At 58.1% G+C, this 26,997-nt stretch carries 22 protein-coding genes and 1 pseudogene; 11 read left to right on the forward strand and 12 right to left on the reverse strand.

Annotation, left to right across the window (positions count from 1 at the left end; translation table 11 throughout):
• Positions 1 to 3 precede the first annotated feature (3 nt).
• Positions 4 to 921 (forward strand): dihydrodipicolinate synthase family protein, encoded by a 918-nt coding sequence (locus CGERO_RS08925; RefSeq protein WP_123935201.1) that lies wholly within the window; start codon positions 4 to 6, stop codon positions 919 to 921.
• A 68-nt stretch (positions 922 to 989) separates the two neighbouring features.
• On the opposite strand, the gene CGERO_RS08930 is transcribed toward CGERO_RS08925, so the two are convergent.
• Positions 990 to 1,649: a lipocalin family protein gene (locus CGERO_RS08930; protein WP_123935203.1), complete on the reverse strand. Its 660-nt coding sequence runs from the start codon at positions 1,647 to 1,649 to the stop codon at positions 990 to 992.
• Between the two features lie 385 nt (positions 1,650 to 2,034).
• Here CGERO_RS08930 and CGERO_RS10825 point away from each other — a divergent pair, with 385 nt between their 5' ends.
• On the forward strand, positions 2,035 to 2,220 hold the full coding sequence (locus CGERO_RS10825) for a YciI family protein (protein ID WP_123935205.1): 186 nt from the start codon (positions 2,035 to 2,037) through the stop codon (positions 2,218 to 2,220).
• 85 nt (positions 2,221 to 2,305) lie between these two features.
• Here the strand turns inward: CGERO_RS10825 and CGERO_RS08940 are convergent, their stop codons facing one another.
• The 6 genes from CGERO_RS08940 to CGERO_RS08965 form a co-directional block, all read right to left on the reverse strand.
• A complete protein-coding gene (locus tag CGERO_RS08940) occupies positions 2,306 to 4,336 on the reverse strand; it encodes a PTS sugar transporter subunit IIABC (RefSeq protein WP_123935207.1) in 2,031 nt (676 codons plus the stop codon).
• 14 nt (positions 4,337 to 4,350) lie between these two features.
• Positions 4,351 to 6,009 (reverse strand): alpha,alpha-phosphotrehalase, encoded by a 1,659-nt coding sequence (gene treC, locus CGERO_RS08945; protein WP_123935209.1) that lies wholly within the window; start codon positions 6,007 to 6,009, stop codon positions 4,351 to 4,353.
• Between the two features lie 612 nt (positions 6,010 to 6,621).
• Positions 6,622 to 7,242 (reverse strand): DUF4230 domain-containing protein, encoded by a 621-nt coding sequence (locus CGERO_RS08950; RefSeq protein ID WP_123935211.1) that lies wholly within the window; start codon positions 7,240 to 7,242, stop codon positions 6,622 to 6,624.
• Between the two features lie 111 nt (positions 7,243 to 7,353).
• Positions 7,354 to 7,653: a hypothetical protein gene (locus tag CGERO_RS08955; RefSeq protein WP_123935213.1), complete on the reverse strand. Its 300-nt coding sequence runs from the start codon at positions 7,651 to 7,653 to the stop codon at positions 7,354 to 7,356.
• A gap of 3 nt (positions 7,654 to 7,656) precedes the next feature.
• Positions 7,657 to 9,219: a glycerol-3-phosphate dehydrogenase/oxidase gene (locus tag CGERO_RS08960; RefSeq protein WP_123935215.1), complete on the reverse strand. Its 1,563-nt coding sequence runs from the start codon at positions 9,217 to 9,219 to the stop codon at positions 7,657 to 7,659.
• Positions 9,216 to 9,794: a TetR/AcrR family transcriptional regulator gene (locus tag CGERO_RS08965; protein ID WP_123935217.1), complete on the reverse strand. Its 579-nt coding sequence runs from the start codon at positions 9,792 to 9,794 to the stop codon at positions 9,216 to 9,218. The genes CGERO_RS08960 and CGERO_RS08965 overlap by 4 nt, the downstream gene beginning before the upstream one ends.
• A gap of 225 nt (positions 9,795 to 10,019) precedes the next feature.
• On the opposite strand from CGERO_RS08965, the gene CGERO_RS08970 reads away from it, so the two are divergent.
• Positions 10,020 to 11,606 carry an FAD-binding oxidoreductase gene (locus CGERO_RS08970; protein ID WP_123935219.1) on the forward strand — a complete coding sequence of 529 codons (1,587 nt, stop codon included), beginning with the start codon at positions 10,020 to 10,022 and terminating at the stop codon, positions 11,604 to 11,606.
• The gene (locus tag CGERO_RS08975; RefSeq protein ID WP_123935221.1) at positions 11,603 to 12,526 is read left to right on the forward strand and encodes a diacylglycerol kinase; all 924 of its coding nucleotides are present in this window, start codon (positions 11,603 to 11,605) and stop codon (positions 12,524 to 12,526) included. The genes CGERO_RS08970 and CGERO_RS08975 overlap by 4 nt, the downstream gene beginning before the upstream one ends.
• Before the next feature lie 53 nt (positions 12,527 to 12,579).
• Here the strand turns inward: CGERO_RS08975 and CGERO_RS08980 are convergent, their stop codons facing one another.
• The 5 genes from CGERO_RS08980 to rplN all read right to left on the reverse strand — a co-directional run bounded on the left by CGERO_RS08980 (position 12,580) and on the right by rplN (position 16,662).
• On the reverse strand, positions 12,580 to 14,478 hold the full coding sequence (locus tag CGERO_RS08980; RefSeq protein WP_123935223.1) for a YhgE/Pip family protein: 1,899 nt from the start codon (positions 14,476 to 14,478) through the stop codon (positions 12,580 to 12,582).
• A 399-nt stretch (positions 14,479 to 14,877) separates the two neighbouring features.
• Complete coding sequence (gene panD, locus CGERO_RS08985) at positions 14,878 to 15,291, reverse strand: aspartate 1-decarboxylase (RefSeq protein ID WP_123935225.1); 414 nt, start codon at positions 15,289 to 15,291, stop codon at positions 14,878 to 14,880.
• Positions 15,292 to 15,410: 119 nt separating this feature from the next.
• Positions 15,411 to 15,974, reverse strand: coding sequence for a 50S ribosomal protein L5 (rplE, locus tag CGERO_RS08990; RefSeq protein ID WP_123935227.1), 564 nt, complete (start codon positions 15,972 to 15,974; stop codon positions 15,411 to 15,413).
• A gap of 2 nt (positions 15,975 to 15,976) precedes the next feature.
• Positions 15,977 to 16,291 carry a 50S ribosomal protein L24 gene (gene rplX / locus CGERO_RS08995; protein ID WP_123935229.1) on the reverse strand — a complete coding sequence of 105 codons (315 nt, stop codon included), beginning with the start codon at positions 16,289 to 16,291 and terminating at the stop codon, positions 15,977 to 15,979.
• A 2-nt stretch (positions 16,292 to 16,293) separates the two neighbouring features.
• Positions 16,294 to 16,662 carry a 50S ribosomal protein L14 gene (gene rplN / locus CGERO_RS09000; protein ID WP_123935231.1) on the reverse strand — a complete coding sequence of 123 codons (369 nt, stop codon included), beginning with the start codon at positions 16,660 to 16,662 and terminating at the stop codon, positions 16,294 to 16,296.
• A 294-nt stretch (positions 16,663 to 16,956) separates the two neighbouring features.
• Here rplN and CGERO_RS09005 point away from each other — a divergent pair, with 294 nt between their 5' ends.
• The 7 genes and pseudogenes from CGERO_RS09005 to CGERO_RS09035 all read left to right on the forward strand — a co-directional run bounded on the left by CGERO_RS09005 (position 16,957) and on the right by CGERO_RS09035 (position 26,956).
• A complete protein-coding gene (locus tag CGERO_RS09005) occupies positions 16,957 to 17,706 on the forward strand; it encodes an SDR family NAD(P)-dependent oxidoreductase (protein WP_123935233.1) in 750 nt (249 codons plus the stop codon).
• Positions 17,707 to 17,776: 70 nt separating this feature from the next.
• Positions 17,777 to 18,451 (forward strand): isochorismatase family protein, encoded by a 675-nt coding sequence (locus tag CGERO_RS09010; RefSeq protein WP_123935235.1) that lies wholly within the window; start codon positions 17,777 to 17,779, stop codon positions 18,449 to 18,451.
• 179 nt (positions 18,452 to 18,630) lie between these two features.
• Positions 18,631 to 19,662, forward strand: coding sequence for an isochorismate synthase (locus CGERO_RS09015; protein WP_164470296.1), 1,032 nt, complete (start codon positions 18,631 to 18,633; stop codon positions 19,660 to 19,662).
• A pseudogene (locus CGERO_RS09020) lies at positions 19,659 to 21,352 on the forward strand ((2,3-dihydroxybenzoyl)adenylate synthase). The gene CGERO_RS09015 and the pseudogene CGERO_RS09020 overlap by 4 nt, the downstream one beginning before the upstream one ends.
• Entirely contained in the window at positions 21,352 to 21,591 is a 240-nt protein-coding gene (locus CGERO_RS09025) for a phosphopantetheine-binding protein (RefSeq protein WP_123935239.1), read from the forward strand. The pseudogene CGERO_RS09020 and the gene CGERO_RS09025 overlap by 1 nt, the downstream one beginning before the upstream one ends.
• Positions 21,591 to 22,886, forward strand: a complete 1,296-nt coding sequence (locus CGERO_RS09030; protein ID WP_123935241.1) for an alpha/beta hydrolase-fold protein — start codon at positions 21,591 to 21,593, stop codon at positions 22,884 to 22,886. The genes CGERO_RS09025 and CGERO_RS09030 overlap by 1 nt, the downstream gene beginning before the upstream one ends.
• 26 nt (positions 22,887 to 22,912) lie before the next feature.
• Positions 22,913 to 26,956, forward strand: coding sequence for a non-ribosomal peptide synthetase (locus CGERO_RS09035; protein WP_123935243.1), 4,044 nt, complete (start codon positions 22,913 to 22,915; stop codon positions 26,954 to 26,956).
• Positions 26,957 to 26,997: the final 41 nt, after the last annotated feature.

Here is a 26,997-nt window from a genome sequence, read left to right on the forward strand (position 1 = left end):
ACTATGAAGATCAACAAGGGCATCATCCCTCCCCTGCTCACCCCGCTGCACGCCGATCGGAGCGTCGATTTTGCTTCGCTTGAGCGTCTCGTCGATAAGCTTCTCGACGCCGGCGTGGACGGCATCTTCGCACTCGGCTCATCTGGCGAGGTGGCGTTCCTCAGCGACGCTGATCGCGGCGAAGTGCTGCGCGCGGTGGTACAGCGCGTTGGCGGGCGCGTGCCGGTCTATGCCGGCGTGATTGATATGCAGGTGGCACGCGTGTTGCAACACGTTCGTCAGGCGGAAGAAGCCGGGGTAGACGCCGTGGTGGCCACCGCCCCCTTCTACGCCATTTGTGGTCCGAATGAGGTGGACGCGCATTTCCGCGCAATTGCCGACGCCACTGAACTGCCGGTGATCGCCTATGACATTCCCGTGTGCGTCCACACCAAACTCATCCCCGAAATGCTGGTACAGCTCGGACGCGAAGGCGTGCTCGCGGGCGTGAAGGACTCCTCGGGCGACGACGTCTCCTTCCGTCGCCTCGTCGCTCTCAACCGTGCGGCGGGACACCCATTAATTCTGCTCACCGGCCACGAAGCGGTCGTCGATGGCGCGTTCCTGGCGGGTGCCGACGGCTGCGTCCCCGGCCTTGGCAACGTAGATCCCGACGGTTATGTGCGCATGTGGAAAGCGGCGCAGGCTGGCCAGTGGGAGGATGTGCGCCGCGAACAGAATCGCTTGGCGGCGCTGTTTGAGATCGTGTTCCAGCCGATCGGCAAGGTAGGCCCCGCGGCGGGCGTTGGTTCCTTCAAGACAGCCCTCGAGCTCATGGGCGTCTTCGAATCCAACCTCATGTCCCAACCGCTTGCACCAATCGATGACGAGCCCTCCCGTCACGCCATCTCAGCCATCCTTGAAAGTGCCGAATTGCTTTAGCTTTTCGACGGTGGCGCCCCAACTCCTCAGCGCTCTAGCGAAGCGTTGGGGCGTTCTCGTGCAAAAAATTACAGCGTACAGACGGGCTTGATCTGCTCCATTCCGCCTTGGGCGGGAACAGTCAGGAAAGTGCAGGGCAACCAGCCGCGCTCATCAACAGTGTGCTTGACCAGATCCCACTGCTCCTGGCTGAGCTGCGGGGTGCGGGAAAGCACGAAGCCGGAAAGGCGATCGGGGTCGCCAACGATGGCCAGCGAGTAGTCGTCGGCGAGGTAGGTGATGCGGTAGTTCGCAGGACCATTGGGATCCTGGAACGGCACATCTGGGAAATTCACGCGAAGCGACGCCTGGCCGCGCACAGTCGCGGTACCTTCAATCCCCGACGGCGTGCCCCAAGGAGTGACGCAAGAATTCTTCACAGAGATTTCGCCCGGTGCGGTCACCGCATATTCAGCGGTGGTGTCGCGATAGCACTGCAGAGTGTACGGCTGCGGAACCGCAGCAACCTGGTACCACTTGCCGGCATAGCGGTCGAGATCGACGGCTTTATTCACCTCTGAGAGCTCATTGCTAGAGCTCAGGCCTCGCGGCACGATCTGCGAGGAACCGCCGGCGATGCGGCCGCCGTCGAAAAGGTCCTGGGCGTTAGCTGGCTGAGCCGAGATACCGGCGGCACACGCCAAACCCAGCGCAACGGCTGCGATACGGCGATGAAGGGATACACGCATAGAAAAACTCCAAAATTCTTTTGAGGTGGGAAGCGTGTGCGCCATTGTGTCATACAAACAACAATCACGAATTCCGTAACAACTCCGGAAGGGTTGCTCCTGGCGACTGCGGCGGCGAAAGCGGCAGGGAAAGCCACCACTGTCGCGTTTCCGCCGGAGCCCCTGATGGCTCACCCAGCACCACACCACAAAACCATATGCACCAACTGAGTACGGTTGCAGCATGCAATTCATTTTGGCCGTCTCCAACCCAGCCACCACCCACGAAGAAGGCACCGTGTAAGCCAGCGAAGCAGAGATGCAGCAGGCTTTTGAGCGCGTCTCGCAATTTAATGCCTGGCTTCAATAATCCGGCGGGTGGGTATCAGCCACCGGCCTCAATCCCCTGGCAGAAGGCTGGGCGGCCAGCGCCGATGGAACACTGAGCCAAGGCCCCGCCTCTGAGGCATCACATTATTTGGGCGGCTTCTGGATCATCGAGGCCGAGGATGAACAGCAGGCCAAAGAGATCGCGGCGAAAGCTGCGAAAGCCTGCGGCAACACCGTGGAGCTGCGAGCAATGATGGGCTAGCTCGCTGGTTCCAATCTCCCCCCCCGCCACCAGTGCGGGACATGGGAAACGCCCCGCTCACGCGGGGCGTTTTGCGTCGAAAAGCTTACTTTGCCACGGGCTCTCGGTTGCCCAAGCGCACCTTTTTAACTTCGCGCGCCTGCTCCACATCGGAGTCCTTGAAGCCGAAGAGGTAGGTGAGGGTGAAGGACACAGCCAGCGCCACACCGGATGCGATGAGGAAGCCCCAGAAGCTGAAGTCCAGGCCATCGGGGTTCACAAAGGAGGTGAAACCGATGAGTGAGCCGGTGAAGCCCCACATGTTTACGTTGAATAAGCCAGTGAGCAGACCACCAGCGGCACCGCCGACGGAAGCCATGGCGAACACGCGGCCGTACTTGAGGTTGAGGCCGTACATGGCGGGCTCGGTCACACCACAGAAAGCGGAGATGGTGGCGGGACCAGCGAGGCCCTTGATCTTGGCGATCTTGGACTTAACCAGGATTGCAAGGGCTGCACCGCCCTGGGCAACCATGGTCGCGGAAATGATGGCGTTGAGGTAGGAGTGGCCGGTGTTGGCGATGTCTTGAGCCACCAGCGGGATCACGGCCCAGTGCAGACCGAAGATCACCAGCACCTGGTAGAAACCGCCGATGAATAGGCCAGAGATGGTTGGCGAGAGATCGTAGAGCCACTGGATGCCGTTGGCGATGCCGCCAGAAATGAACATGACCACGGGGCCGAGGATCAGCAGGATGGCGAGGGACACAATCACAACTTCAAGCAGAGGCACAAAGATCATACGCACCGTATTGGGCACGATGCGCTTGAGCCACGGCTCCACCTTGGAGGCCACCCACGCAGCCACGATGATCGGGAAGATTGAGTATGAGTAGCTGGCGATATTAATGGGCAGGCCAAAAAAATCGCCGTTGAGCGGCACAGAAAGGAAACTGCCGTTTGCATCCTGCTTGGAGAGTTCAACGATGGATGGGTGCGTGAGTACACCACCAATGATGGCCACGATGATCGGATCTGCTCCCAGGCGCTTCGCGGCGGTGAAGCCCACAAAGATCGGCAGGAAGAAGAACACCGAGTCGCTCATGGCGTTGATGATTTGGAAGGTATTCGAATCCTGCGTGGTCACCTCGAAGGTGGTGAGCAGCGAGAGAATACCCTTGATGATGCCGGATGCGGCGAGCAGGCCGATGATCGGAATCATCGAGCCGGTAATCACACCGATCAGGGAGCTAAATCCGAGCTTGACCCATCCCCAAGCGGAATCGGGGCGCGGCTTCTTCTCGACCTCTTGTTCTCCTGCCGCCTTGTCTTCGCCGAGTTGCTTCACGATGGCGTCGTATACGTCCTCCACATCGGGGCCGATCACCACCTGGTACTGGCCACCGGCCTTAACCACGTCGATCACGCCGTCCAGGTCCGCAACCGCGGCATCATTGGCCTTGGATTCATCGTGGAGGTAGAAGCGTTCGCGGGTGATGCAGTGCGTCACCGACTTCACATTTTCCTTGCCGCCGATCAGGTTCAGGATGTCCCAGGCCAAGGCATCGAAACCGCTGAGCTCGGCGGGCCTTTGCTTCTCGACGTCCGCCTGCGCCTGAGTGGCCACCGCCTTGGAGGCCGCGTCATCCTGCTGCGCTGACTTCTCAGATTTCAAAGCTGCCTCCACTGCGAGTTCTCCCGCATCGGCTTGGTGCTCATCGAAGGCGATGGCATCGAGCTTCTTCTTGGAGTTCGTAACGGCCACGATGATGGTGGTGTCTTTGCCCGCACCCTCGATGGCCTTGGTGTTCATGGTGGCGAAGACTTCGCCCGCCTCAACCTGCTGGCCCTTTTCAACGCGCATTTCAAAGGGCTTGCCCTCGAGCTCGACGGTGTCGATGCCCAAGTGCACCAGCAGGTCCAGACCTTCCTCGGTACGGATGCCGATGGCATGGCCGGTCTTAGCAACCATGGTGATCTTGCCTGCTGCCGGGGTGCGCATCTCACCCGATGCTGGGGAGGCCACGCCGAAGCCATCGCCAACGCCCTTCGAGGCGAAAACCTTATCCGGGACCTTATCGATGGGGATGATGGTGCCGCTTGCTGGGCTTAGCAACCGCACAGAATGTTCACTCATGTGGGGAAATCTTTCTACTTAGAGGTATAGAGGGCGATAGTTTCATAAGCGCGCAGCGTGGTACTTGCAGCGGGCTTGGGGTCTTCATAATTGTGCACGAGGATCTCGGCACCCAACATCTCCTCGGGCACGCTAACCTCTGCGGGCTTGTCCGTGAGGTTCGCCAGCACCAGCAGGCGCTCCTGGCCCAGAAGGCGCCAGTAGGCAAATACTTGCTCATGCTCCAAGGCATGTGGCGCATAGTTGCCCTCAGCAATGACGGGCATCTCGTGGCGTAGTTCGATGAGGCGCTTGTAGAAGGGCAGGATCTTGCCTTCCGACTGCTCACGCTCCACGTTGATTTCATCTTGGCGGGTGGGTTTGAGCCAGGGCGTGGCGGAACTAAAGCCCGCATGTTCGCTGGCATCCCACTGCATTGGCGTGCGCGAATTATCGCGGGCCTTGGAGTGCACGATCTCAAAAGCTCGCTGTTCGCTATGTCCAGCCTGCACCAGGGCGTGGTAGGCGTTGAGAGCCTCCACGTCCACGTAATCATCGATGGAGGTGTAGCGAGGATCGGTCATGCCGATTTCCTCGCCCTGGTAGACGAAGGGTGTGCCGCGCAGGAGATGTATCACGCTGGCGAGCATGGTGGCGCTTTCTACGCGCAGTTCACCTGCATCGCCAAAGCGATCGATGGCGCGGGGTTGGTCGTGGTTATTCCAGAACAGCGCATTCCAGCCGCCACCATCTTGCATACCCAGCGCCCAATCGTTGAGGATTGTCTTGAGTTGCCGCAGATCTGCGGGCACCTTGGACCACTTCTGACCGTGGTCATAGTCCACCTTGAGGTGGTGGAAGTTAAACACCATGTCCAGCTCATGATTGTCCGGCTTGGAGTACGCCACACAGCGTTCGATACTGGTGGAAGACATCTCGCCCACCGTCACCGAATCCTCATCCTGCCCGAAGCTGCGGCGATTCAGTTCCTGCAAGAAGCGATCCACGTGCACGCCATCGGTGTACATCACGCGGTCATCCACGCCCGCTGGTGCTGATTCCAGCTCGGGCTCTTTGCCGATCAGGTTGATCACGTCAAAGCGGAAACCCTTCACGCCTTTTTCGCGCCAGAAGTTCACAATGTTCGCTGCCTCTTCGCGCACCTTCGGGTTGTGCCAGTTCAAATCCGCCTGCGTGGGATCAAAGAGGTGCAAGTAATACTTGCCCGTGTCCCCGAACGGTGCCCAGGCAGGCCCGCCGAATTTGGACACCCAGTTGGTGGGCAATTCACCCTGGGGTGCGTCGCGGATGATGTAGCAGTCTTGGTATTCACGCTCCCCCGCCAGGGCACGCTGGAACCACTCGTGGTCGGTTGAGGTGTGATTCAGCACCATGTCGAACATCACGCCGATGTTGTGCTGCGCGAGGGCGTCGATAAGCTCCTCTGCATCCGCCATGGTGCCCATCGCGGGATCGACCTCGTAATAGTTGGCAATGTCGTAGCCATTGTCGCGGCCTGGCGAGACAAAAAATGGGTTGAACCACACCATATCCACCCCAAGCGAGGCGATATACGGCACTTTCTCAATCGCCCCGCGCAGGTCGCCCACCCCATCCCCATCGGAATCGAAAAAGGACTTTGGGTAGATCTGATAGATCACCTTGTTGCGAAAACTGCTGGTCAAGGCGCTCATCTCCTAGCTTTTCGACGCCCATGCCCCCAATCCATCCAAAAAATTCAAAAGGGGCGCTTTCAGTATGTCCAGCCAAGCCTAGCACCACGTCACACTATTACCCCTCGCGCGAGTTGCGTCACATGGAAATTTGGAGTAGCACACAAACATTCGCCCGACGCTCAAAATGGTGAATGCCCTTCTATATCAGGGGTATTAGGGTGTGTTTGGGTGTGTTTGGTGCGAAAAATGCCACCGGAAATGAAAAACCCCTCGTCCCCGGAGGACCAGAAAGAAAAGCGCGGCGGCGGACGACCCGAGCGGTCCAAGCAGCATGGGCGGCTCGAGCGCTTTCCACCGGCACCAGACCACTGTTCCATTTCCGCCGACGTCTACCGCCGGGGGGAACCGCACACTTTGCGTCACTTTCCACCGACACCAAGCCACCGTCCCCCTTCCACCGACACCCACCGCCGGGGAAACGGCACACCCGGGGCACTTTCCACCGGCACCAAGCCACCGTCCCCCTTCCACCGACACCGCGTGCCGGGGGAACCGCACACCCGGGGCACTTTCCACCGACAACAAAAAGCCCGAGCGCGGCACCAACCGAGCTCGGGTGATTTTGGGTTGTTATTTGGTTTCGGCCCTGACTTCGTAGTCTTGTTTGTCGGAGCCTTCAATGAACGCTTCGGTTTGGGTCTCGAGCAGGGTCTTGGCTCGTTGCGAGGCCCGGTCGAGCAGCCCGCGTTCCTTCGCCTTCTTCTCGGCTTCCTTTTCTTGGGTGTCCAGGAATTCGGTGAGGTCTTCAACCTTAATCTGGTTCAGAGGATTGAAGGATTGGTCGTACACCACCGCAGATGATGGCTCGATTTCGCTGGAGAGTATTTGGACTTTGGGCGCTTTGACGGTGATGGTGCGTGAGGTGTCGTTGATATTAACGTCGATTTTGTCAAAGTCTTTTATTCCGGCCTTGACCACACCGTCGTAGGCCACCAGAAAGTTCTTTCCGGTCAGCGGAATGCGGATGCCGAGCGCTTTCATCCCTTCTTCCTCAAACCTGCCAACATTGGAGTAGCTATATTGCTCAACTGCGAGTTCAGAAATATCTTCGAGCTGCCCTCCGATGCCGGTTGAGGTGATCGTGCGCGCAGGGTCACCGATCACACCGGCTTTCATGAGTCCGACGTAACCGGCCACAGCAATGATGGCACCTATCACAAGTGCTGCCAGGATTTTCATGGTGTTTTTCATGGGGACGCCCCTTCTTCACTAACTATAAGCTCATAGCAATATATCATTGCTTTTCGGCGTCCCCCGAACCGGTATCACATCTGCATTCCTCGGGAGCAACCCTATTCAATCTCAGGCTTCTTCGAGCGTCGTCGCTTGCTCGGGAGTGATCCCCGCAATCGCACTCGCTGCCTGAATCCCACTGTTGCGCTTGAGCTGGAGCGATTCCGGCACACCTGCGGCCTGCATCGCAGCGTCCATTCCCGCCACCTTGGGCGCGGAGGACATCGCTGGCTTTTTCGAAGACGATTTCCGCGAGATAGCGAATTGGATTGCTCGCGCTACCCGCTCTGGATGGTTCACCTGAGCCCAGGCAAGCCCCTTGCCCAGGAGTCGCCGTCCAGTGCGAATGGCAAAACTTTGCATCTTCATTCCCTAGTATTCCTCCAGATTTCTCAGCACTTGCTCAACAATGTCGGCCACTTCCGGCTCGGCCGCGTCACGATCCGATTGCACCAATCCGATGCGCGTTCGTCTATCCAGCACGTCCTCGACTTGTATCGCGCCCTCGTGACTGACGGCGTAGGCGATTTCTGCACGGGTAATATCCAGTCCCGCTACATTCTCCAGTGGATGTTCAATGCCCGCGCTTTGCACCACCTTCGGCGCCTCGTAGCCGAAGCGCTGCACCAAAGTTTCGGGTAGACCCGCTAATTCATCTGGCTCTGTATGCAGGCTCTCCGGATGGTTCGGTGCACCCACATAGGGCAACTTCGCGGTTCGGCACGGCCCGGCGCGAAGGCCTTTGCGCTTGAGCACTTCGTCGATGGCTTCTTCTGCCATGAGGCGAAATTCTGTGTACTTACCGCCCACGATTGAAATCAACCCATTGTCAGCTTCGATCGTGCTGTGCCTCCTGGAAAGATCCGCGGTGCTGCCGCCTTGCCCAGTGTCTATGAGCGGCCGCAATCCGGTGAAGGCGCCAATCACGTCACTGCGCCGCAGCTTTATATCCAATCCCACGTTGATGGCGTTCAGGATGAAATCAATGTCTTCTTCGGGAGTCGGTGGAACGTCGGGGATCGGGCCGGGTGTGTCTTCGTCGGTAAGCCCAATGAAGACTCTGCCGAATTGCTGAGGAAGCAAGAACACATACCGCGAGATCGATCCGGGCAGTGGCACCGTCAAAGCCCCTTTGGGGTTGCCGAGCTTCTTGGCATCCACCACAATGTGCGTGCCACGCGAGGGGCGCACCCGAATGTTTTGGTCCACTGTGCCTGCCCACACTCCCGTGGCGTTAATAACGGCCCTTGCCCGGATCCGAAAGCTGGTTCCACCGAGAACATCCTGAACTTCAACCGCATTGCCATCAGCATGGGTGACCTCGGTGTATGTCAGGATGCGAGCGCCCTCCCCCGCCGCCGTTCGCGCCACGGCGGTGACAATGCGAGCGTCGTCGACCATCTGGCCGTCGTAATTGACCCAAGCCCCACGTAACTTTTCGGTGGCGGCCGTGGGACACAGTTGCAGTGCCTCTTTCTTCGTGGCGTAGCGTGAGTGCGGCAGTACCTTCGAGCTAGTGCCTGCCGCGATGCGGAGCATGTCGCCGGCGATAAAGCCCAAGCGCATGGCTACCTTTTGCAACAAGTTGGTATCGGCGCCGAGCAAAGCCACCTGCGGCAGCGCGCGCACCAAGTGCGGGGCATTGTGTTCCATGAGCAGTCCGCGTTCCTTGGCCGAGTGCAAGGCGATGCCGACTTCCAGTTTGGTGAGGTAGCGCAGTCCGCCATGAGCCAGCTTGGAGGACCAACGAGAGGTACCGAAGCCGAGGTCGCGTCGTTCCAACAATACGGTGTTTAATCCACGGCTTGCAGCGTCGAGCGCGATCCCAGCACCAGTGATGCCACCGCCGATGACAATGAGGTCAATATCGTCGGGGTTCTGGGCCAAGTAGGCCAAATCGTTAGCCCGGCGCGATGCATTCAGTACGGTATTCATGGCAGTAAATATCCTTCTAACATGACTTCGAGTTCTTGATCCCAGGTGCTCTGGGCGCCCTTTACTCGCAGGACGGGCTGGAAAATGCGGGCGCTGATGGCAAAATGCTGCAGTACTGAACAGCACATTGTTGCCGCCGCGTGGGGTTCGCGGTGGGTGATGCTCTGCGGTGCGGTGGCCTGAATGTGTCGAAGCGTACGTTCGAGTGTGGCGATGATGCGCACTTGGGATTCGCCAAGCCGACGAAAAAAGTAGGTGCCCAAGAGTTCCGGTTGTTCTTCGACGATCGCTTTGACCACAGGGTTGGCGGCAACGCTGCGTGCGGCTTCCATGAGCACTGCGATGAATGCGGCCCCCGATTCTGGCCTGCGGTGCTTTTGTGCCACGATGCTCAGCAATTCGTGGGTGAGCAACTTGCTCAGTACTGCATCTTTGCCACTGAAGCGTGCGTAGAGCGTGGGGCGCGAAATGCCCGCGCCACGAGCGATCGAGGACATAGTCGTGCGGCGCGTACCCAGCTGCACAACCTGCTGGCGTGCAGCGAGCATGATTGCCTCGTCTACGTCGTTGCTCATATGCCAATTGTGGCTGGGCACTGGGCGGGGGTGTCAAGCGTTTTTGCTTTACATGTTTGATCCCCACATGCAGAAGTGCACCTTTTCGCCTGGCAGCATGACTAAAAACAAAAAGCAAGCACTTTACACCTGCCTACCCACCACGCCATTTCCCCAGCACACACCCTTCTTGGACCTCTGCCACGCTTGTAGCTTAAGAGTATGAACGCATTGCCTTTTCCTCCCATGTCCTTTTCCATCTGGGGTACTGAGCAAGAAGCGAAACCGCTCAGCTCGAGCATCCAATCACTCGTGAGCAAGGTGGTGGGCAACACCACCCCGCGCCCGGCACCCGCGCAGGCAGATGTGCGCATCACCGATTCACAGCTCACCGCAGATCATGTGCAAGAACTCCAGGCGATCGTGGGCGATAAGTTCGTGTCCTGCGATCGTGCACATCGCATCCCACGCGCCCGCGGGAAGTCCTACTTTGATCTCCTGGATTGGCGTGTGGATCAGATCATCGACGTTCCCGATGCCGTGGTGGCACCAGCCTCCAATGATGAAGTGTTTGATGTGCTGCAGTGGGCGTCGAAAAGCAATGTGGCAGTGGTGCCCTTCGGCGGCGGCACCTCAGTGGTCGGCGGAATCACACCGCTGAGGGGAACGTTCCCGGCAGTTATCAGCCTGGATCTCACGCGCTTCGACGCGATTGAAGATGTGGATCCCATCAGTGGAGAGGCAACGCTAGGCGCTGGCATGTCCGGCCCACAGGCAGAAATCGCGTTGGCCAAGCATGGGCTGCAACTAGGGCACTTCCCGCAATCATTCCCCTACGCAACGATCGGCGGGTTCGCCGCCACCCGCTCCTCCGGGCAAAATTCCGCAGGTTATGGGCGCTTCGATGAAATGGTTGCCTCCATGGAAGTGGTCACCCCCAAGGGGATCATGACGGTGGGGAATGCCGCGCCCGCATCCGCCGCTGGCCCCGACATGAAGGAGATATTCCTGGGCTCCGAAGGGGCATTCGGCATCATCACCAAGGTGCGCCTGAAGGTCCACCCAATCCCAGAAGCCAAGGCGTACGAGGCCTTTGTCTTCCCCGATTTCCAAAGCGGTGTGGCCGCCGTGCGCGCAGTGGAACAGCACAAAACTGGCCCAACAGTCATTCGGCTTTCCGACGAAATCGAATCCGCCACCAACCTCACCTCCACCGACGCTATCGGCGAACAAGACGCTGCCGCCCCGCACGGCTGCCTCTGCCTCACCATGTACGAAGGCACACGCGCCCACGTCACCTCACGCCACGAAGAGACCCGCGACCTGCTGCTTTCCATGGGGGCAACCTCCCTCGGCGAGGCACCCGTGCGTAAGTGGGAAAAGGGTCGCTTTGGCGCCCCAGTGCTTCGCGACGCCCTCCTGGACGCCGGCGTGCTGTGCGAAACCTTCGAAACCGCAACCAATTGGTCCAACGTGCCCGCGCTCAAAAAGGCCATCACCGCAGCAGTGACCCAAGCTCTGGGCGAAGGCGACTCGGTGGCGCTGGTGCTCTGCCACGTCTCGCACGTCTACGCCAATGGTTGCTCCCTGTACTTCACCATCCTCGGTGCACAAGACTCCACGCCCATCGAGCAGTGGCGCCACGCCAAGCAGCGCATTCTGGAGGCAATCACCGAGCACAACGGAACCATCACCCACCACCACGCCGTGGGCACCGATCACGCACGGTTCATGGAGCAAGAAATCGGCCCACTTGGCCTGGGAGCGCTTCGAGCCATCAAGGCGTATCTGGACCCCGAAGGCGTGCTCAATCCAGGAAAGTTGCTGCCATGAACACCATCGACATTTCCCAGCGTGATATTTCCAAAATCGCCCTGCTCACCAACCCCGCCGCAGGCAAGGGACGCGCGAAGGAGAAAGGAGCGCTAGCGGCAAGAAAATTCCACGATTTAGGCGTCGACGTCATCTCGATCGCAGGTTCAAGCCCCGAGGCCTCCGCACAGCTTGCCACCGAAGCGCTCGCCTCCGGTATCGACGCCCTCGTGGTGTGCGGCGGCGACGGCCTCATCAACCTCGCTCTTCAGGCACAGGCGCACACCGATGTGCCACTGGGGATCATTCCAGCAGGTACGGGCAATGATCATGCTCGCGAATATGGCATTCCGCTAGACCCCGAACGCGCGGCGGAACTAATCGTGGATGGCGTTGCGGTTCGCACCGACCTCGGGAAGATGCGCACTGACGATGGGCGTGAGCGGCTTTTTGGCACCTGCGTCACCCAGGGATTCGATTCCATCGTGACCGAACGCGCCAATAGCATTGCGTGGCCAAAAGGTTCGGCGCGCTACGTTACCGCCATCGTGTTGGAATTCCTGCACTTTCATTCCATCCCCTGCAAGATCTACCTCGACGGTGCGTTAGAGGTAGACGAGCCCATCACCCTCGCTGCGGTGGGCAATACCCGATCCTACGGTGGCGGCATGAAGATTTGCCCCGATGCGCGCCACAACGACGGCAAATTGGATCTCACAGTGCTCGGCAGGATGAACCGCTACAGTGTGGCCCGGAAATTTCCAAAGATCTACAGTGGCAATATTCGCGGCGAAGATGGACTGAGCCAGTACCGTGCGGAGCATATCCGCATCGAAATGCCAGACATGCCCGTCTACGCCGACGGAGACCGCTTTGACGTTCTGCCCATCGAATATTCAGTGGAAAAGAACGCGGGGTTGTACCTGATTCCTAGACCGTAGCGAGAAGGAGCGGCTGCGAAAACCTCGCAGCCGCTTTCCGCTTGCCTACACCATCAAGCGTTCAGCAGATCACCTTCCTGTGTCGGGTTCATCGCGGCAATTGCGCGATCCCGGCGCCGCAACAACAGCACGGAGACCACCAAGCAGCCGACGGTAAGCAACACCAGGATTGCTGCCGCGCCATAGTAGGTGGCATCAATATCACCTTCAACACCGGCGATAAAGATCTCACGGGCGTAAGTCATCGGGTGGAGATCATGCAACAAGCGCAGGGGCTTCGGGGTGAGCTGGATTGGCCACACGCCACCAAAGCAGAACACACCATAGGCAAAGAAACCCAACGCGAGTGTGCCGCCGATGAGCCGGCCGAAGGTGATGCGAAGCATCTGGAAGAAAGCGGTGGCGTTACTTGCCACAATCATCAAACCCAAGGCAAAGGCGGCGCGGTGAGCCACCGAGAACCCGAGTTGCGCACCTACCCATACCAGCAGGCCCAGCAGCGCAGTGTTGAGCACAGACACCATGGCGAAACCGCCAAGAACCTTAGCCGCTGCGCGCTCTCGTCGGGCGCGCCCGAGCGTCTGCGGCAGCAACATGCTCAACAGCACCATGAACAAGAAGCCGAAAACAAGGATCAGGATAAAGGTGACGCCGCCGGAGAGCTGTTTAGAGGTGGGATCGTTGATGTCAGCGAGAGTTTGCACCGGGTGCTGATAGTCCTGCGAATATACCACGGGAATAGCCATCTGGTGTGAAGACGCGCCGACGTCGCTGATCTTGGGTGCCTGCTGAGCACCATCGACCAGGCCCGTGCGCAGTTGCGAGGTGCCGTCTTTGAGCTGGCGTACGCCGTCGTCAAGCTGGAAGGTACCATCAAGCATGAGCCCCATGCCATCGTCGAGCTCCACGGTGCCTTGCGCAAGCTGTGCACTACCATCTTTAAGCTGCAACATCCCGCCGAGATACTCCGCGCCGGGGTTGTTGAGCTGGTAGCTCATTTGAGCGGTGCCGTCTTTGAGCATCTGCAATTGGTTCGCAACACCCTGAGGGCTTTGGTTGCCCAACGAATCCACAATGTTTTGGAGCCGATCCGCCTCCTGGTGCAATTGCAATTGGCGTAGCGCAGCAACCACCGGGCGTATTTGATCAGCCGCAGCGCCGGCCTGGCGGGCCAGAGGAATGAGCCGATCGGTGAGTTGGCCAACGCCGGCGTCGATTTGCGCGGCACCGTCGCCAAGCTGATGGGTGCCATCTAATAGCTGCGCAACGCCATCATCGAGTTGCCCGGCGCCATCACGTACCTGGCTCGTGCCATCCTTGAGCTGGCGAGCACCATCGATGCCCTGCTCGGTGCCGTCTTTGAGCAGTCCCGCACCATCATCCAGCTGCACTGCACCGTCCGCTGCTTCCTTGAGCCCGGCGCCCAGTTGATTCATTCCTTTCAGAATCTCGCTACTGTAGCCCTCCGTAATACCGGATTGGATGCCTGCTTGGATGCCGGGGATGAGCCCAGAGGTCAGCAGCGGTGTGTTGGTGCCGTAATGATCGTTGTAAGAAATAATTACCTCGGCCTGCCTCGGCTTCTGATCAATCACGGTGGCAACGTTGCGCGAAAAATCGCGGGGGATGGAGATTGTGGCGATATACTCGCCGTCTTTCATGCCTTTGTCGGCTTCCTCAACACTGATGGCATCGACGTTGAGATAGCTTGTGTCCAGTAAACCCTGCTCAATATCAGAACCAAAGTTCACCTTGGCACCGTCCTGCACCACGCCCGCATCTTCGTTGACCACGGCGATCTTTACCTCATCCAGATAGTGGGAGGGATCCCACATCGACCACATCCATGCAGCAGCCACGAGCAGCGGTGCCACGAGCACCAGGACGATGGCAGATCTGATCGCGATTCTGCGCTTGGGACTATAAAGAGGAGGTCTAGTGCTGGAGAACATGGGATTCGCCCTTCACATCTCAAGTGGAAGCAAAACGTGGCCAGGACAGTGCGACAGCGCAAGCGCTCTCATTCCTGGAGGGTGAACCACCTACGCGCACAGTTACCTGATGCCTCGATGGAAGGCAGAGGATGGAAAAGTAAGCGCAAGAGGTCACGGTTTCAAGCGTATTGCCTGCTAGGCCATGATTTGAGGGGTGCTTTACAAGAAATATTGGGCCCTCACTTCCAAACAGCGTTGGCGATTCGAAAGTGCGGCCTTTGCCATGCTCAGCGCACAAAATCGGGCGTCCCGAACCCCTTGAAGCGCTCGCCTTACAGTTATCGGGGGTAACCCGCTATGTCCAACGTGAAATTGAGCCCGGAACAACAAGCGATGTGGTAGGCGGGCGCCAAAGAGCTATTCCGGCAACCTCGGGTCCTTGAGTCCTGATCCCTCGGGAGCGTTTGCCGGGTCCTCCCCCAGTGAAATCTGGCGATTGTGTTCATCCACGAACACCACGCGCGGGGCATAATCTTCAAGGTCTTCTGCACTGTACTGCGCGTAACCAATGATGATGACGAGGTCGCCGGGGCTGATGAGCCGAGCGGCAGCCCCGTTAATGCCGATGATGCCGGTGCCGCGTTCGCCTTTGATTGCGTAGGTGGTGAGCCTGTTGCCATTGTCAATGTCGACGATGTCGATCTGTTCGCCTTCGAGCAGGTCGGCGGCTTCCAATAAATCGGCGTCGATGGTGCAGGATCCCACGTAGTGCAGATCCGCCTGGGTGACCGTCGCGCGGTGGATTTTGGATTTCAGCATGGTGCGTAACACGCAGGCGTACATTACCCGCACGGTGCTTGGAAGCGAAAAGCGAAGGGCACGGGGGCGTCGAGAAGCTTGAAAAGGCAAAAGAAAACCCCGCACGGGGCGGGGTTTCAGTGCAACGAAGCTTAGTTCTCGTTCTTCTTGAAGGGGAAGCCAAGTTCGCGCAGGAGGGCGCGGCCTTCTTCGTTGTTGGTGGCCGAGGTGACCACGGTGATGTCCATACCACGAGGACGGTCGATCTTGTCCACGTCAATTTCGTAGAACATGGTCTGCTCGGTCAGGCCGAAGGTGTAGTTGCCGTGGCCGTCGAACTGCTGGTCAGAAAGACCGCGGAAGTCGCGGATGCGGGGCAGCGCGACGGTGAGCAGGCGGTCGAGGAATTCCCACATGCGGTCGCCACGCAGGGTGACGCGGGCACCGATAGGCATGCCTTCACGCAGCTTGAAGTTCGCGATGGACTTCTTGGCGCGACGCAGCTCAGGCTTCTGGCCGGTGATCAAGGTGAGATCTTCCAAAGCGCCGTTGATGAGCTTGGAGTCGCGGGCAGCGTCGCCCACACCCATGTTCACAACAACCTTGACCACACCGGGGATCTGCATGACGTTCTCGTAGGAGAATTCGTCATTGAGCTTGGTGCGGATCTCTTCGCGGTAGCGGGTCTTCAGACGGGGAGTGTAGTTCTCGCTCATGATTAGATGTCCTTCCCGGTACGACGAGAGACACGGACCTTCTTGCCGTCCTCATCGAAGCGGTAGCCCACGCGGGTGGGGGTACCTTCTGCGTCAACGAGCATGACGTTGGAAACGTGGATCTTGGACTCTTGGGTCACAATGCCACCAGATTCAGCGCCGCGCTCCGGAGCGGAGTTAGCGACGTGCTTCTTGATGCGCTTAACACCCTCTACGAGGACCTTGTCTTCCTTGGGGAAAGCCTGGATGACCTTGCCCTTGGCACCCTTGTCGGGGCCGGAAATGACGAGGACCATATCGCCCTTACGGATCTTCATTATTAGATCACCTCCGGTGCGAGCGAAACGATCTTCATGAACTTCTTTTCGCGAAGCTCACGAGCCACTGGGCCGAAGATACGGGTACCGCGGGGCTCATTGTCGTTCTTGATGATGACGGCTGCGTTCTCGTCGAAGCGGATGTAGGAGCCGTCCGGACGACGGGTTTCCTTCTTCGCGCGAACGATCACGGCCTTCACAACCTCGCCGGCCTTGACGTTGCCGCCGGGGGTTGCTTCCTTCACGGTGGCGACGATGGTGTCGCCAATGCCAGCGAAGCGTCGGGTGGAGCCACCGAGGACGCGGATGCACAGAATTTCACGTGCACCAGTGTTATCGGCAACCCGCAGACGCGATTCTTGCTGAATCACTATGGGTCTCCTTGACCTGGATTTGATGTGTGGCAGATTTCCGAACTGACACACGCGGTCGGGTACTTCTTTTGCCTTCCACATAAGCAGCGCTTACAGCGAACACTTTGAGCTTTCACCCGCAGCGTCGAGGGGTCTCGGCCACTCCACCCGGAAAACAGCGGAAATGACCGACCTGCGTCGGCAACCCGATCATTCAACCACACCTACCCCACCAGGTGCAAAGAGCTTTTCGACGTCCCATCGAACCCTCCCCACCTTTCATTCAAAAGATGTATAGGTTAGCCTAACCTCATGCAATCGAAGCCTTCAGATCTTCCCCGGCAGAAACCGCACTGCCTCGTCACGGGAGCCAACGGCGGCATCGGCTCCGCAGTATGCAAGCTGCTCCAAGAGTGTGGATACCGCGTGAGCCGCTGGGATCTGCCCAATGTCGACGTTTCCGACCCCCTGAGCGTCGAATTCGGCTTAGAACAATTGCCCATGCCGGTGGACTTTCTCATTCACACTGCAGGCATCTTGGAGCCAGATTCCGCCCTTTTGCCAGATCGAGATCAGATCAACCGCAGTATCGCGGTGAACCTCTTGGGCGTGATCAATACATGTGCACCCATCGCTGGCCAGATGAAGGAACGTAGAAGCGGCGCAATCGTGGTCGTTTCCTCCAACGCAGGCTCGGTGCCACGCAAAGGAATGGCAACCTATGGAGCAACTAAGGCCGCTGCTACCAACTGGGTCAAAACTCTGGCTCTGGAACTCGCCCCATTCGGGGTGCGCTGCAACATAGTGTCTCCCGGTTCGACAGACACCCCAATGTTGAGAAGCCTATGGAATGACCCAGCAGGCACTGCCTCAGAGTTAATGGATCGTCACGCGGAAGTGATCGCGGGCTCCCCTGACGATTTCCGCCTGGGAATTCCGCTCCAGCGCGTCGCAGCTCCGGAAGACATAGCTCGCGCTTGTGCATGGCTCATCAGCCCAGAAGCCCAGCACGTCACCATGCACGACCTCAGAATCGACGGCGGCGCAACCCTCGACGCTTAGGTGAGGCCATCTTCACCTTTAGATAGCTAGTGCCAAACTTTTCACCGTTCTCAGAAAGGTTCACCCCAATATGCCCATTCCACCAATAAATGGCTATCCGCTCTGCCCCTCCAACCCCTTGGCTCTGCTCGAAAATCGGAACACCGCCGAACACTGGCGTATCGACCCAACACGCGCAGCACTACTCGTGCATGACATGCAGCAATACTTCATCGACGCCTATTGTCGCGAGCAAGAGCCCATCGCTACGGTGATTCCGGCGATCCAAAAACTCATCGCGGCAGCCGATGCCGCCGAAGTTCCCGTCTTTTATTCCGTTCAGCCACCCGAGCAAAAATCTCCACGACGAGGTCTTTTGCGCGAATTCTGGGGTGAGGGAATGCAAACGGAGCAAGAGGCTGCCATTATCCCGGAGCTCAGCCCCGTCGCACATCACCACATCGTCACCAAATGGCGCTACAGCGCCTTCGCACGAACCGACTTGCGTCACGCGCTGGCATTCGAAGGCCGAGATCAACTGATTATCACCGGGGTGTACGGGCACATGGGCTGCCAAGTCAGCGCGGTTGATGCCTTCATGAATGACATCCAACCGTTCCTCGTGGGCGACGCCATCGCAGACTTTAGCGAAGAGGATCACGCTCGCACTCTGAATTGGGTGGCAAGCAGGTGTGGCAAGGTCATCGCTAGCCAAGAGGCGCTCGATCACCTCGGCGCAAAGGCGCGGGCTGGAGCGGCATCGTGAGCTCATGCGCATCTATTGAATCTAGCGCACCCTCCGCTGTCTTTTGCGATGAACATTCAACCCTGATCACCCGTGGCATTTCCCAAAAGTTCAGCAGCGTGGAAGCAGCGATCCAGGCTCTGAAGACTGGGCAAGAGACCCTGGTCGTAGGCGCGCTCCCCTTTCACCAAGGAGATGCCGTGAGTTTGTTCAGCCCAGACTCTCAACGCCGCTCAGGCCCCCTGCCCGCCTCAAGTATCGAAAGCGCCTCCCTCCCGCCGACTGATTCCCGGCGATCGTCGGTGGCAGACGTTTCCTTTGACTTCACACCCAACCAACATCGGGATCGAATCGCAGCGACAGTCGAGAAAATCCTGAGCGGCCAGATGCAAAAGGTGGTGCTCTCCCGCGGAATTGAGCTCAGACTGTGTGAGTCCGAACTCGCACAAAGAGTCAGTGACCCCTGGTGGATGGTACGCCGTTTTCTACAGAGCAACCCCAATGGCCAAGGGCACATGGTCACCTTGGAGCCAGCCGGTGAACCCTACTGCGGTGCGTTTTTTGTCGGCAGCAACCCAGAACTGCTGATCGCGCGCAAGGGACGACACATTGAGGCTCTGCCCTTGGCGGGCACGGTTCCACGATGCAAGGATCCCGTCCAGGATCAGGCTCGCGCCACTGAGCTTCAACTTTCTGCAAAGAATCTCCACGAACATGCATTCGTGACCGCCGACATAGCTGAAACGTTGAGTAACTACTGCACCTCGCTTGAAGTTCCAGCATCGCCGTGCGTCACCGCCACAAGCCATACCTGGCATTTAGGCACCCCGATTCGAGGAACGTTGAGGGGCGAACCAGCCTCCGCATTGGAACTCGCAGCGATGCTGCACCCCACGCCCGCTGTTTCCGGATTCCCTCAGAAAAGCGCCTGTGAGTTCCTCACAAATGAAGAGCCTCACCGGGGTTTCTACGCCGGCGCCGTGGGATGGACTGACGCCCGAGGAGACGGCGCTTGGCGCGTCGCAATCCGCGGCGCCACGGTGTTTACCCAGAAAGGTGAGGACGCTTCCGTGCGGATCCATGCTCGCTCCGGTGGCGGCATCGTCGCTGCCTCCCTGCCTGACGATGAGGTCCAAGAAACAACGGCAAAACTGGGTCCGGTGTTTCGGGCATTGGGGCTTGATCTAGAGCAACTACAAATCAGCGAGAATCGCAAGGACGTGTTCGCATGAGCCAGCCGCACGCGCAATACCCCAAGAAGATTCCTCAGGTGCAAATCCCCGCACCAGGATCGCTGTACCCATCGGCGTTCGAGATCGCGTATCGCGAAGCAGGATATTGGACAGAAGAAACCTTTTCGCAGCTCGCGGAAAACTTGGCCGCGCGTTTTGGGGATGCCGAAGCGCTTGTCGGCCAAGATTGCACCGGCAATGCCGTCCGCTTGAGTTATCGCGATCTCTTTCTTGCTAGCAACCAGCGTGCCGAAACGTTGCTTGAAGCTGGAATCCGGGAATCCGACCGCGTGGTCGTTCAGCTCCCCAACATTGTGGAGTACCTCATCGATGTTTTGGCATTGTTCCGTATCGGAGCACTGCCCGTCTTCGCATTAATAGCTCATCGACGCAGCGAGATCGAGCACTTCATCAATGCAAGCGGCGCGCGAGCATTCATCACCACCACTGCTCACGCTGGGTACAACCACAGCGAACTTGCCCTCAAATTGTCCCAAGACTACCCCGAGCTCGTGACGCTGATCCATGATGGCTCATTTAACGCTGAAGAACACCAAATAGACGTGCCTGCCAGCAGCGTCGCGGCGAATGCAGTGGCGTTCTTGCAGGTTTCTGGCGGTACTACCGGTCTGCCAAAGCTGATCCCCCGTACTCACGCTGACTACCTATATTCGGTGCGCGCTTCGGCCAACATCTGCGCACTGGACAGGCGCACTCGTTTTCTCGTGGCACTACCGGCCAGCCACAATTTCACTATGTCTTCACCCGGCATCCTTGGTGTGTTGCATGCTGGAGGAACTGTCGTGTTCACGCTTGACCCTTCTCCAACCGCAGTGGCTGACGTCATCGAAGCTGAAGGCATCACGATGACGGCAGCGGTGCCACCACTGGCAATGACGTGGATGAACATCATCCCTCTGCTGCAGAAGGACATTTCAAGCCTAGAAGTCCTGCAAGTCGGAGGTGCAAAGTTTCCTCCGGAGGCCGCCCGCAGGGTATCAGAAACACTTGGCTGCAAACTTCAGCAGGTTTTTGGCATGGCGGAAGGGCTCGTGAATTACACCCGCCTCGACGACGAGGAAAATCGCGTGATTCACACCCAAGGCCGGCCAATCAGTCCAGATGATGAGATTCTCGTTGTCGATGACGCCGGGGCCGAGTACCCGCAGGAGAGCGCGGGCATCTGCTGACCCGTGGGCCTTATACGATTCGGGCCTATTTGGGCGGAGTGGATTCCAGTAGCTTCCGGTCCGACGGCTTTTATCACACCGGCGACATTGTCCGCTTGCGAGAAGATGGTTACCTGGTCGTGGAGGGTCGGGACAAAGATCAAATCAACCGCGGAGGCGAGAAGGTCTCTGCTGAAGAAGTAGAAGATCACCTCATCACTCACCCATCGGTGCAGGACGCGGCGCTAGTGGCGATCCCAGACTCATTTCTTGGAGAAAAAAGCTGCGCCTTCATCTTGTTAGCTGTTGATACCGACATGGAATCGAACGGGACCAAACCACTGGAAACAGCTTTGCGCCAGCATCTTCAAACACGTGGCCTTGCCCACTACAAAATCCCTGATGCCTTTCGTGTGCTGGATGAGTTTCCCACTACGGCTGTGGGAAAGATCAGCCGAAAAGCGCTACGCCAAGCATTGGCCAAAACTGTCACGAACAACGCCTCGATTGGAGACGCCTGATGAATCAATCACAGCCCCAATACTTGACCAAAGAACAGGTCATCAGCGACATTGCGCGCTTCTTGAATATCACAGAGGAGCGACTGGATTTGGAGCGCCCACTGCCCGAGCAGGGACTCGATTCTTTGCGAATGATCACGCTGATCGAAACCTGGCGTGCTTCAGGTATCACCGTGGACTTCCAAACTCTCATGTCCTTAGCCACGGCGAAGGCGTGGATCGAGGAGCTTAGCACCTAATGGCACGAAGCATTTCGCTGAAGAAGCATCAAGCGTTCGCGGACGAAGCCGATCTACTGGCGCTCGCTGCCTTCGATTCGCGCTTGGCGGACCTCGTCATCCAGGTGCTTGCATCTCAGGGGACGCCCTTAGAACAGCCCTCGAGCAACCGGTACACCTTTCTCTTTCAGCACACCCCTACCGGAGATGATGGGCGTGAGCCGCACGTCCACCTCTTTCTCAATCGGCTGACAGACAAGCACCTGTTTGAACAAGGCACGATGAGGCGCGTTCCAGGAACAAGTTGGTGGGTGCGAACATTGACCATCGCACCGACGTATCAAGGCTCATATGGTTTCGGCGTCAGTGGCGATGACCAAACGCCTACGCATAGGAACTCAATCCACGGGAAGGAATCTCTCCTTAGGGATCCGCAGGCTCAAAGGCTGCCCCTAACGGCTCAAATGGACTACGGGCTCTCCCATTTCGCAGCCGTTGGGGCATCCGAGCCCAAGTTCTTCGCCGAATGGCCTGACACCCAACCCGCCTGCCTTGAAACAGCAGAGTTGATGCCGGGCTCGTTACGTGAACACAACCAAGATCTGCTTGGATGCCGGCCTGTGTTCCTGTGGACGCCAGCACCAGAACTCGCGCCGGCCAATCCTTCGTCGCTTGTGATCCTCTTTGATGCAGACTCCTGGTTCACGCGATTTGAGCTACATCATGCCCTCGACGCCGCAGTCTCGAGTGGTCTTTTGCCCCCTTGCGCAGTTGTCGGTATCGGGGTGAACAGCATTTCCGACCGCAAGAAGGTCTTAGGAGGAAACGTTGATTTCATTGAGCGCGTCCTAGCTTGGGCTCCTCGCTGGGCATCGGAAACTTTGAGCGCCGAAGCATCCCCAATCAGCATCAATGTCCAGGCACCGGTGGTACTCGCAGGTCAAAGCCTCGGGGGCATTCTCGCATTACTTGGCGCAACTCTGTTCCCTGCAGCCGTGTCTTCGGTTATTGCGCAGTCTCCTTCCATGTGGTGGGAACCTGCTCAGCACGCCAATCCCGGCTGCCTTGGCGTGCGGCCGGTGGATTGGATCAGTGAGCGGTTTTCAGTCGATGCACCTGCTCATTCCCCCGAGGTTTATCTCGCTGTGGGGGCTCGCGAGACCCCTCTCCTCCCTCGCGTTGCCCTGTTGGCACTTGCTGCTCAGCGGGCTGGTTGGATCATTCACTCCACTGTCGAAGATGGCGGCCATGACTACTGCTGGTGGCGAGAAAACCTCATTGAACTACTGATTCGCGCACTCACTAATCGTCAATAGCCGCCTGATACAAAAGGATCGTTTTCATGCAATCGTCGCTTTCGCCTGAGCAGCAAGCTCTGTGGTTTAGCAATCTCAGCGCACCACAAGCGTGCCAATGCGCTGAATTAGTGGTGCTTCCTCCATCGCGTCGTAGCGATGGCACTTGGGTAGGCGCTGACATCGATATCTTGGCGCAGGCAATTACGTACTGCAGTGATCAGATTCCTGAATTCCAAGCGCGTTTTTACTCCGAGCACGGAGAACCACGAGTCGAATACGGGGCAGAATCTCCGGAAATCGATTTCATCGATGAGGATGAGCTACGGAATCAAATGAATATCGAAGATCTTGCCTCTTGGGCGCATACGTTGCTCGACAAGGCACCCGACACTTCTACTGAGATATCCGGAGCCGGACTCGCTCAACATTTCCTGGGCCAGCAGAAGCTTTTCGACGAACCCGCGACAGTCGTTTGGGTCTTGCGGGTCCATCACATCGTCGCAGACGGGTTCGCGCTTAACACTTTCATCGGCTGGGTTGCCCGCTGTTACTCTGCGATCGCGGACCATACTGCATTGCCTGACAACCCCTTTGCTTGCCCCACAGAACAACCAAATACCAAGCCTGATGCTCTGGATTCCGCGTTGAAGTTCTGGAAAGAACAGCCACTGGAGGCCAACCCTCCGGCACTGTTCAATGCTGGCGCCAATGGCAGTTCAAGCTTGAGCGCACGAACACATATTTCTTCCAGCGTGCGCCAACAATTGCGCGAGCTCGCCACGCAGGCCGGTGCCACGGAACTAGATATCGCTTGTGTACTCCTTGCTCATTACACAGCGTCGATGACGTATGCAAAGGCTATTACCCTCGGCCTGCCAATGATGAACCGTCCCTTTGGAGCACCCAAAGTTGCCTTCGCACCACGGGCCACCGTGATGCCACTTGCTCTCCATTGCAGTTTCGCGCCAACTTCACTGGAACAGAATCTCACCGATGCTGCTCGGGTGATTGCCGATGCGCGCAAACATTCCAGCGTGCGGCTCGAAGATATTCGCCGTTTGCACGGGCTCAGTGACCCCTCTCAACGAATTACCGGCCCCTCGCTGAATTTCCGCCCCTTTTCCGACGTGTTCAACTTTGGTGAGCATCTTGCGCAAATTCGCACCCTGAGTGCGGGGCCGATTGCCGAAAGCGAGTGGATCCTCCAGTCAACCCAGGACGGAGGTTGGGATTGCTTGTTGCTGACCAGAGGATCGAAAGATGATGCGGACCGAGTGCGTGCACACGTCGAACGTGTGGCAGCATTCTTCGAGCAAGCCGCAGCGCTTTCGCTCTCGGCCCCACTTGGATCAATCAGCATCGCCCAACCCGATGAAATCGACCTCACGATACAACAGTTCAATCAGACGGACCGTCCACTAGGGTACGAACCGAACGCCACTCTGTGCGACCTAGCCCGGCGTAACAGGAAACGGGCACTCGAGTGCGCACATGAAGATTCCCCTACCTTGTTCTTCTACAACGGCGAAGAGCTTTCTGCATCTGAGGCATGGGGAATCATGACAAGGATCGCCCATAAAATGTATTCGAAGGGAGTGCGAGCCGGCGATATGCTGGCGTTGGGGCTACCACGCAGCCCAGCATTAAGCCTGAGTATCGGTGCTGCATTATTGATCGGCGCCTCTTGGGTGCCAATTGATCCCGAATTACCAATTGCGCGGCAAAAGTTCATGCTGGAGCGCACCGAACCGCAGCTCATGGTGGTGCGGGCATCAGCGATGGGATCACCTCGCATGGATGGCGTTGGAGGTGGCGTCGAGAAGCTTGTGCTTGAAACCGATGACCTCCGCCTGGGCTTGACTCCACTTCCCGACGATCCACCTTGGCTCGAACAAGAGCTTCCGATTTCACCCGAGGACATGGCGTATGTGTTGTTCACCTCCGGATCAACGGGCACCCCTAAGGCCGTTGCAGTGCCGCACCGAGGGGTGCTCAATCGATTGGCGTGGATGGTTGATTACTACGCAATGTACCGCGAAGCGGGGGCTAGGATCATCCAGAAAACACCAAGCTCTTTTGACGTTTCAATCTGGGAATTTCTGCTCCCCCTGATCCATGATGTTCCTTGCGCGATCCTGCCTGAGACCTTGCACCATGACCCAAGCGCTATTGCGGCACACCTGCATCAAGCCGGAGTGACCCACTGCCATTTCGTTCCGAGCGCGCTTAGTGCATTTCTTGCCCAGGTCAAAACGAATGCAATCGAAATACCCACGTTGCAGCACCTGATCACTTCTGGCGAATCCTTGTCAGCGGATCTAGCACACGCTGCAATCGATCTGCTCGGGGTTCAAGTCCACAATCTCTACGGCCCCACTGAGGCCACGATCGACGTTACGGCGCACACCGTGGAGCCAGGAGAATCCACAATCCCGATTGGCAAACCCGTCTGGAACACCAAGACTTATGTGCTCGACCCGTGGCAACAACCATTGCCGCCCGGCGCTCAAGGCGTGCTGTATCTCAGCGGAGTGCAAGTAGCCAAGGGGTATCTAGGGCAACCGGAACTCAGCGCCAAACTCTTCATCGCGGATCCTTTCAATGCTGAGCAGCAGACCGATGACTCGACCCCGCGGATGTATTGCACGGGAGACCTTGCAAGTTGGCGGGAAGACGGCGCTTTACTTTACTTGGGGCGCAATGATGGCCAGGTGAAACTGCGAGGCCAGCGCCTTGAACTCGACGAGGTCACCACTTTGGTGCAGCGAATCAATGGCGTTGCAGAGGCGACGACTGTAATTCAAGATTCCAAGCTCTTAGTCACCTACATCGTCCGTGACGCTAATGAGCACCGCGATCCGTCAGAGCTGGCCACGGTGGTTCGAGCAGCCTGCACAGAGGCGCTGCCAGCGTATATGGTGCCGAACTTTGTTTTGGAAGTTACGTCCTTTCCACTGACAGTGAATGGCAAACTCGATAGGAACGCACTACCGCGACCTGCAATCCGGCAGGCCGAAGGCACCAGGCTTTCAGATGATGCCCACGTTGCTCGGGTGCAACAGGCATTTTCCCAGATTCTGGGTCTACCAACCGTGGCTGTTCAAGCAAACTTCTTTGATCTGGGTGGGACCTCACTTGAAGCTATCCAATTGGCCAATTTCCTCGGCGGGAGCATCCGGGTTGCGCACGTCTTCGCAGCTCCTACCGTCGAAGGCCTAGCAAACCTCATCCGTTCTACAGCAGGCGCCGCCTCGCTCAGTGAGGGCGCCACCGCGCCATGGCTGGAACTTCGAGCGCATCAATCAGGTGTGCCCGTAGTGTGCCTCTACCCCGCCGGTGGCCTAGGTTGGTCTTATGCCGGATTGGTGTCGCACCTCGATTCGCCCCGCGGGGTGTATGCCTGCCAAGCTCCAGGAATCCAGCACCTGGATCAGATGCCCAAAACGCTTTGCGACGCCGCCACCCGCGCCGCAAAGGATATCCGCGCAATGTGCCAGCGCACCGGTGTCGAAGATATTGACCTCGTGGGCTGGTCCGTAGGTGGCGTGCTAGCACAGGAAATTGCTCACCGCAGCGAAGAATTTGGACTGAAGTGCCGTCGAGTGGTGCTACTCGACGCCTACCCTGCTGAGGGTTGGGCGAGGTTAGATCCACCGAGCTTAATCGAGCAGCTCCAGGGGATCGCAACCATGGCCGGACTAGACCACATTGCACTGCCCGCTGGCCAACCGGAACGTGCCCAACAGATCTTGCAGGCGGAACTCCAACAAAGCCGGGGGCCTTTTGCGCATTTGCCAGAGGAATTCCTCAGCATCGTGACCGAGGTTGTTCAACATAATGCCTCACTGATGCGTGAACATCGCACCGGCTTTTACGCTGGAACCATGCATATGGTCCAGGCCGCAGGCGACCCAGCACCAGGGGCGCAATTGGCACCAGCGAGTGTGCGGGATCCGAAGCGCTGGACCAAACATTGCGCACAATTGTGCATACATCCGCTCGACGCGACGCACCCAGAAATGGTGCACCCACGAACGCTAGCAGTGATTGCCAGACTTCTGGACGATTCGGGCTTGGATTGCAGTTAAGGAGGTGCTGAGCCAAGCAGCAGGTGTTGAAAAAGTGGCAT

It is taken from the genome of Corynebacterium gerontici (assembly GCF_003813985.1).
Lineage (GTDB): Bacteria > Actinomycetota > Actinomycetes > Mycobacteriales > Mycobacteriaceae > Corynebacterium > Corynebacterium gerontici.

Coding starts and splice junctions, on each gene's coding strand:
- CGERO_RS08950 (WP_123935211.1), bottom strand. CDS start 7,242: ATGAAAAACACCATGAAAATCCTGGCAGCACTTGTGATAGGTGCCATC.
- CGERO_RS09030 (WP_123935241.1), top strand. CDS start 21,591: ATGGCACGAAGCATTTCGCTGAAGAAGCATCAAGCGTTCGCGGACGAA.
- CGERO_RS09025 (WP_123935239.1), top strand. CDS start 21,352: ATGAATCAATCACAGCCCCAATACTTGACCAAAGAACAGGTCATCAGC.
- CGERO_RS08925 (WP_123935201.1), top strand. CDS start 4: ATGAAGATCAACAAGGGCATCATCCCTCCCCTGCTCACCCCGCTGCAC.
- CGERO_RS09010 (WP_123935235.1), top strand. CDS start 17,777: ATGCCCATTCCACCAATAAATGGCTATCCGCTCTGCCCCTCCAACCCC.
- CGERO_RS08980 (WP_123935223.1), bottom strand. CDS start 14,478: ATGTTCTCCAGCACTAGACCTCCTCTTTATAGTCCCAAGCGCAGAATC.
- CGERO_RS08955 (WP_123935213.1), bottom strand. CDS start 7,653: ATGAAGATGCAAAGTTTTGCCATTCGCACTGGACGGCGACTCCTGGGC.
- CGERO_RS08940 (WP_123935207.1), bottom strand. CDS start 4,336: ATGAGTGAACATTCTGTGCGGTTGCTAAGCCCAGCAAGCGGCACCATC.
- CGERO_RS08960 (WP_123935215.1), bottom strand. CDS start 9,219: ATGAATACCGTACTGAATGCATCGCGCCGGGCTAACGATTTGGCCTAC.
- CGERO_RS09035 (WP_123935243.1), top strand. CDS start 22,913: ATGCAATCGTCGCTTTCGCCTGAGCAGCAAGCTCTGTGGTTTAGCAAT.
- CGERO_RS09005 (WP_123935233.1), top strand. CDS start 16,957: ATGCAATCGAAGCCTTCAGATCTTCCCCGGCAGAAACCGCACTGCCTC.
- CGERO_RS08965 (WP_123935217.1), bottom strand. CDS start 9,794: ATGAGCAACGACGTAGACGAGGCAATCATGCTCGCTGCACGCCAGCAG.
- treC (WP_123935209.1), bottom strand. CDS start 6,009: ATGAGCGCCTTGACCAGCAGTTTTCGCAACAAGGTGATCTATCAGATC.
- CGERO_RS08930 (WP_123935203.1), bottom strand. CDS start 1,649: ATGCGTGTATCCCTTCATCGCCGTATCGCAGCCGTTGCGCTGGGTTTG.
- rplX (WP_123935229.1), bottom strand. CDS start 16,291: ATGAAGATCCGTAAGGGCGATATGGTCCTCGTCATTTCCGGCCCCGAC.
- CGERO_RS08970 (WP_123935219.1), top strand. CDS start 10,020: ATGTCCTTTTCCATCTGGGGTACTGAGCAAGAAGCGAAACCGCTCAGC.
- rplE (WP_123935227.1), bottom strand. CDS start 15,974: ATGAGCGAGAACTACACTCCCCGTCTGAAGACCCGCTACCGCGAAGAG.
- CGERO_RS08975 (WP_123935221.1), top strand. CDS start 11,603: ATGAACACCATCGACATTTCCCAGCGTGATATTTCCAAAATCGCCCTG.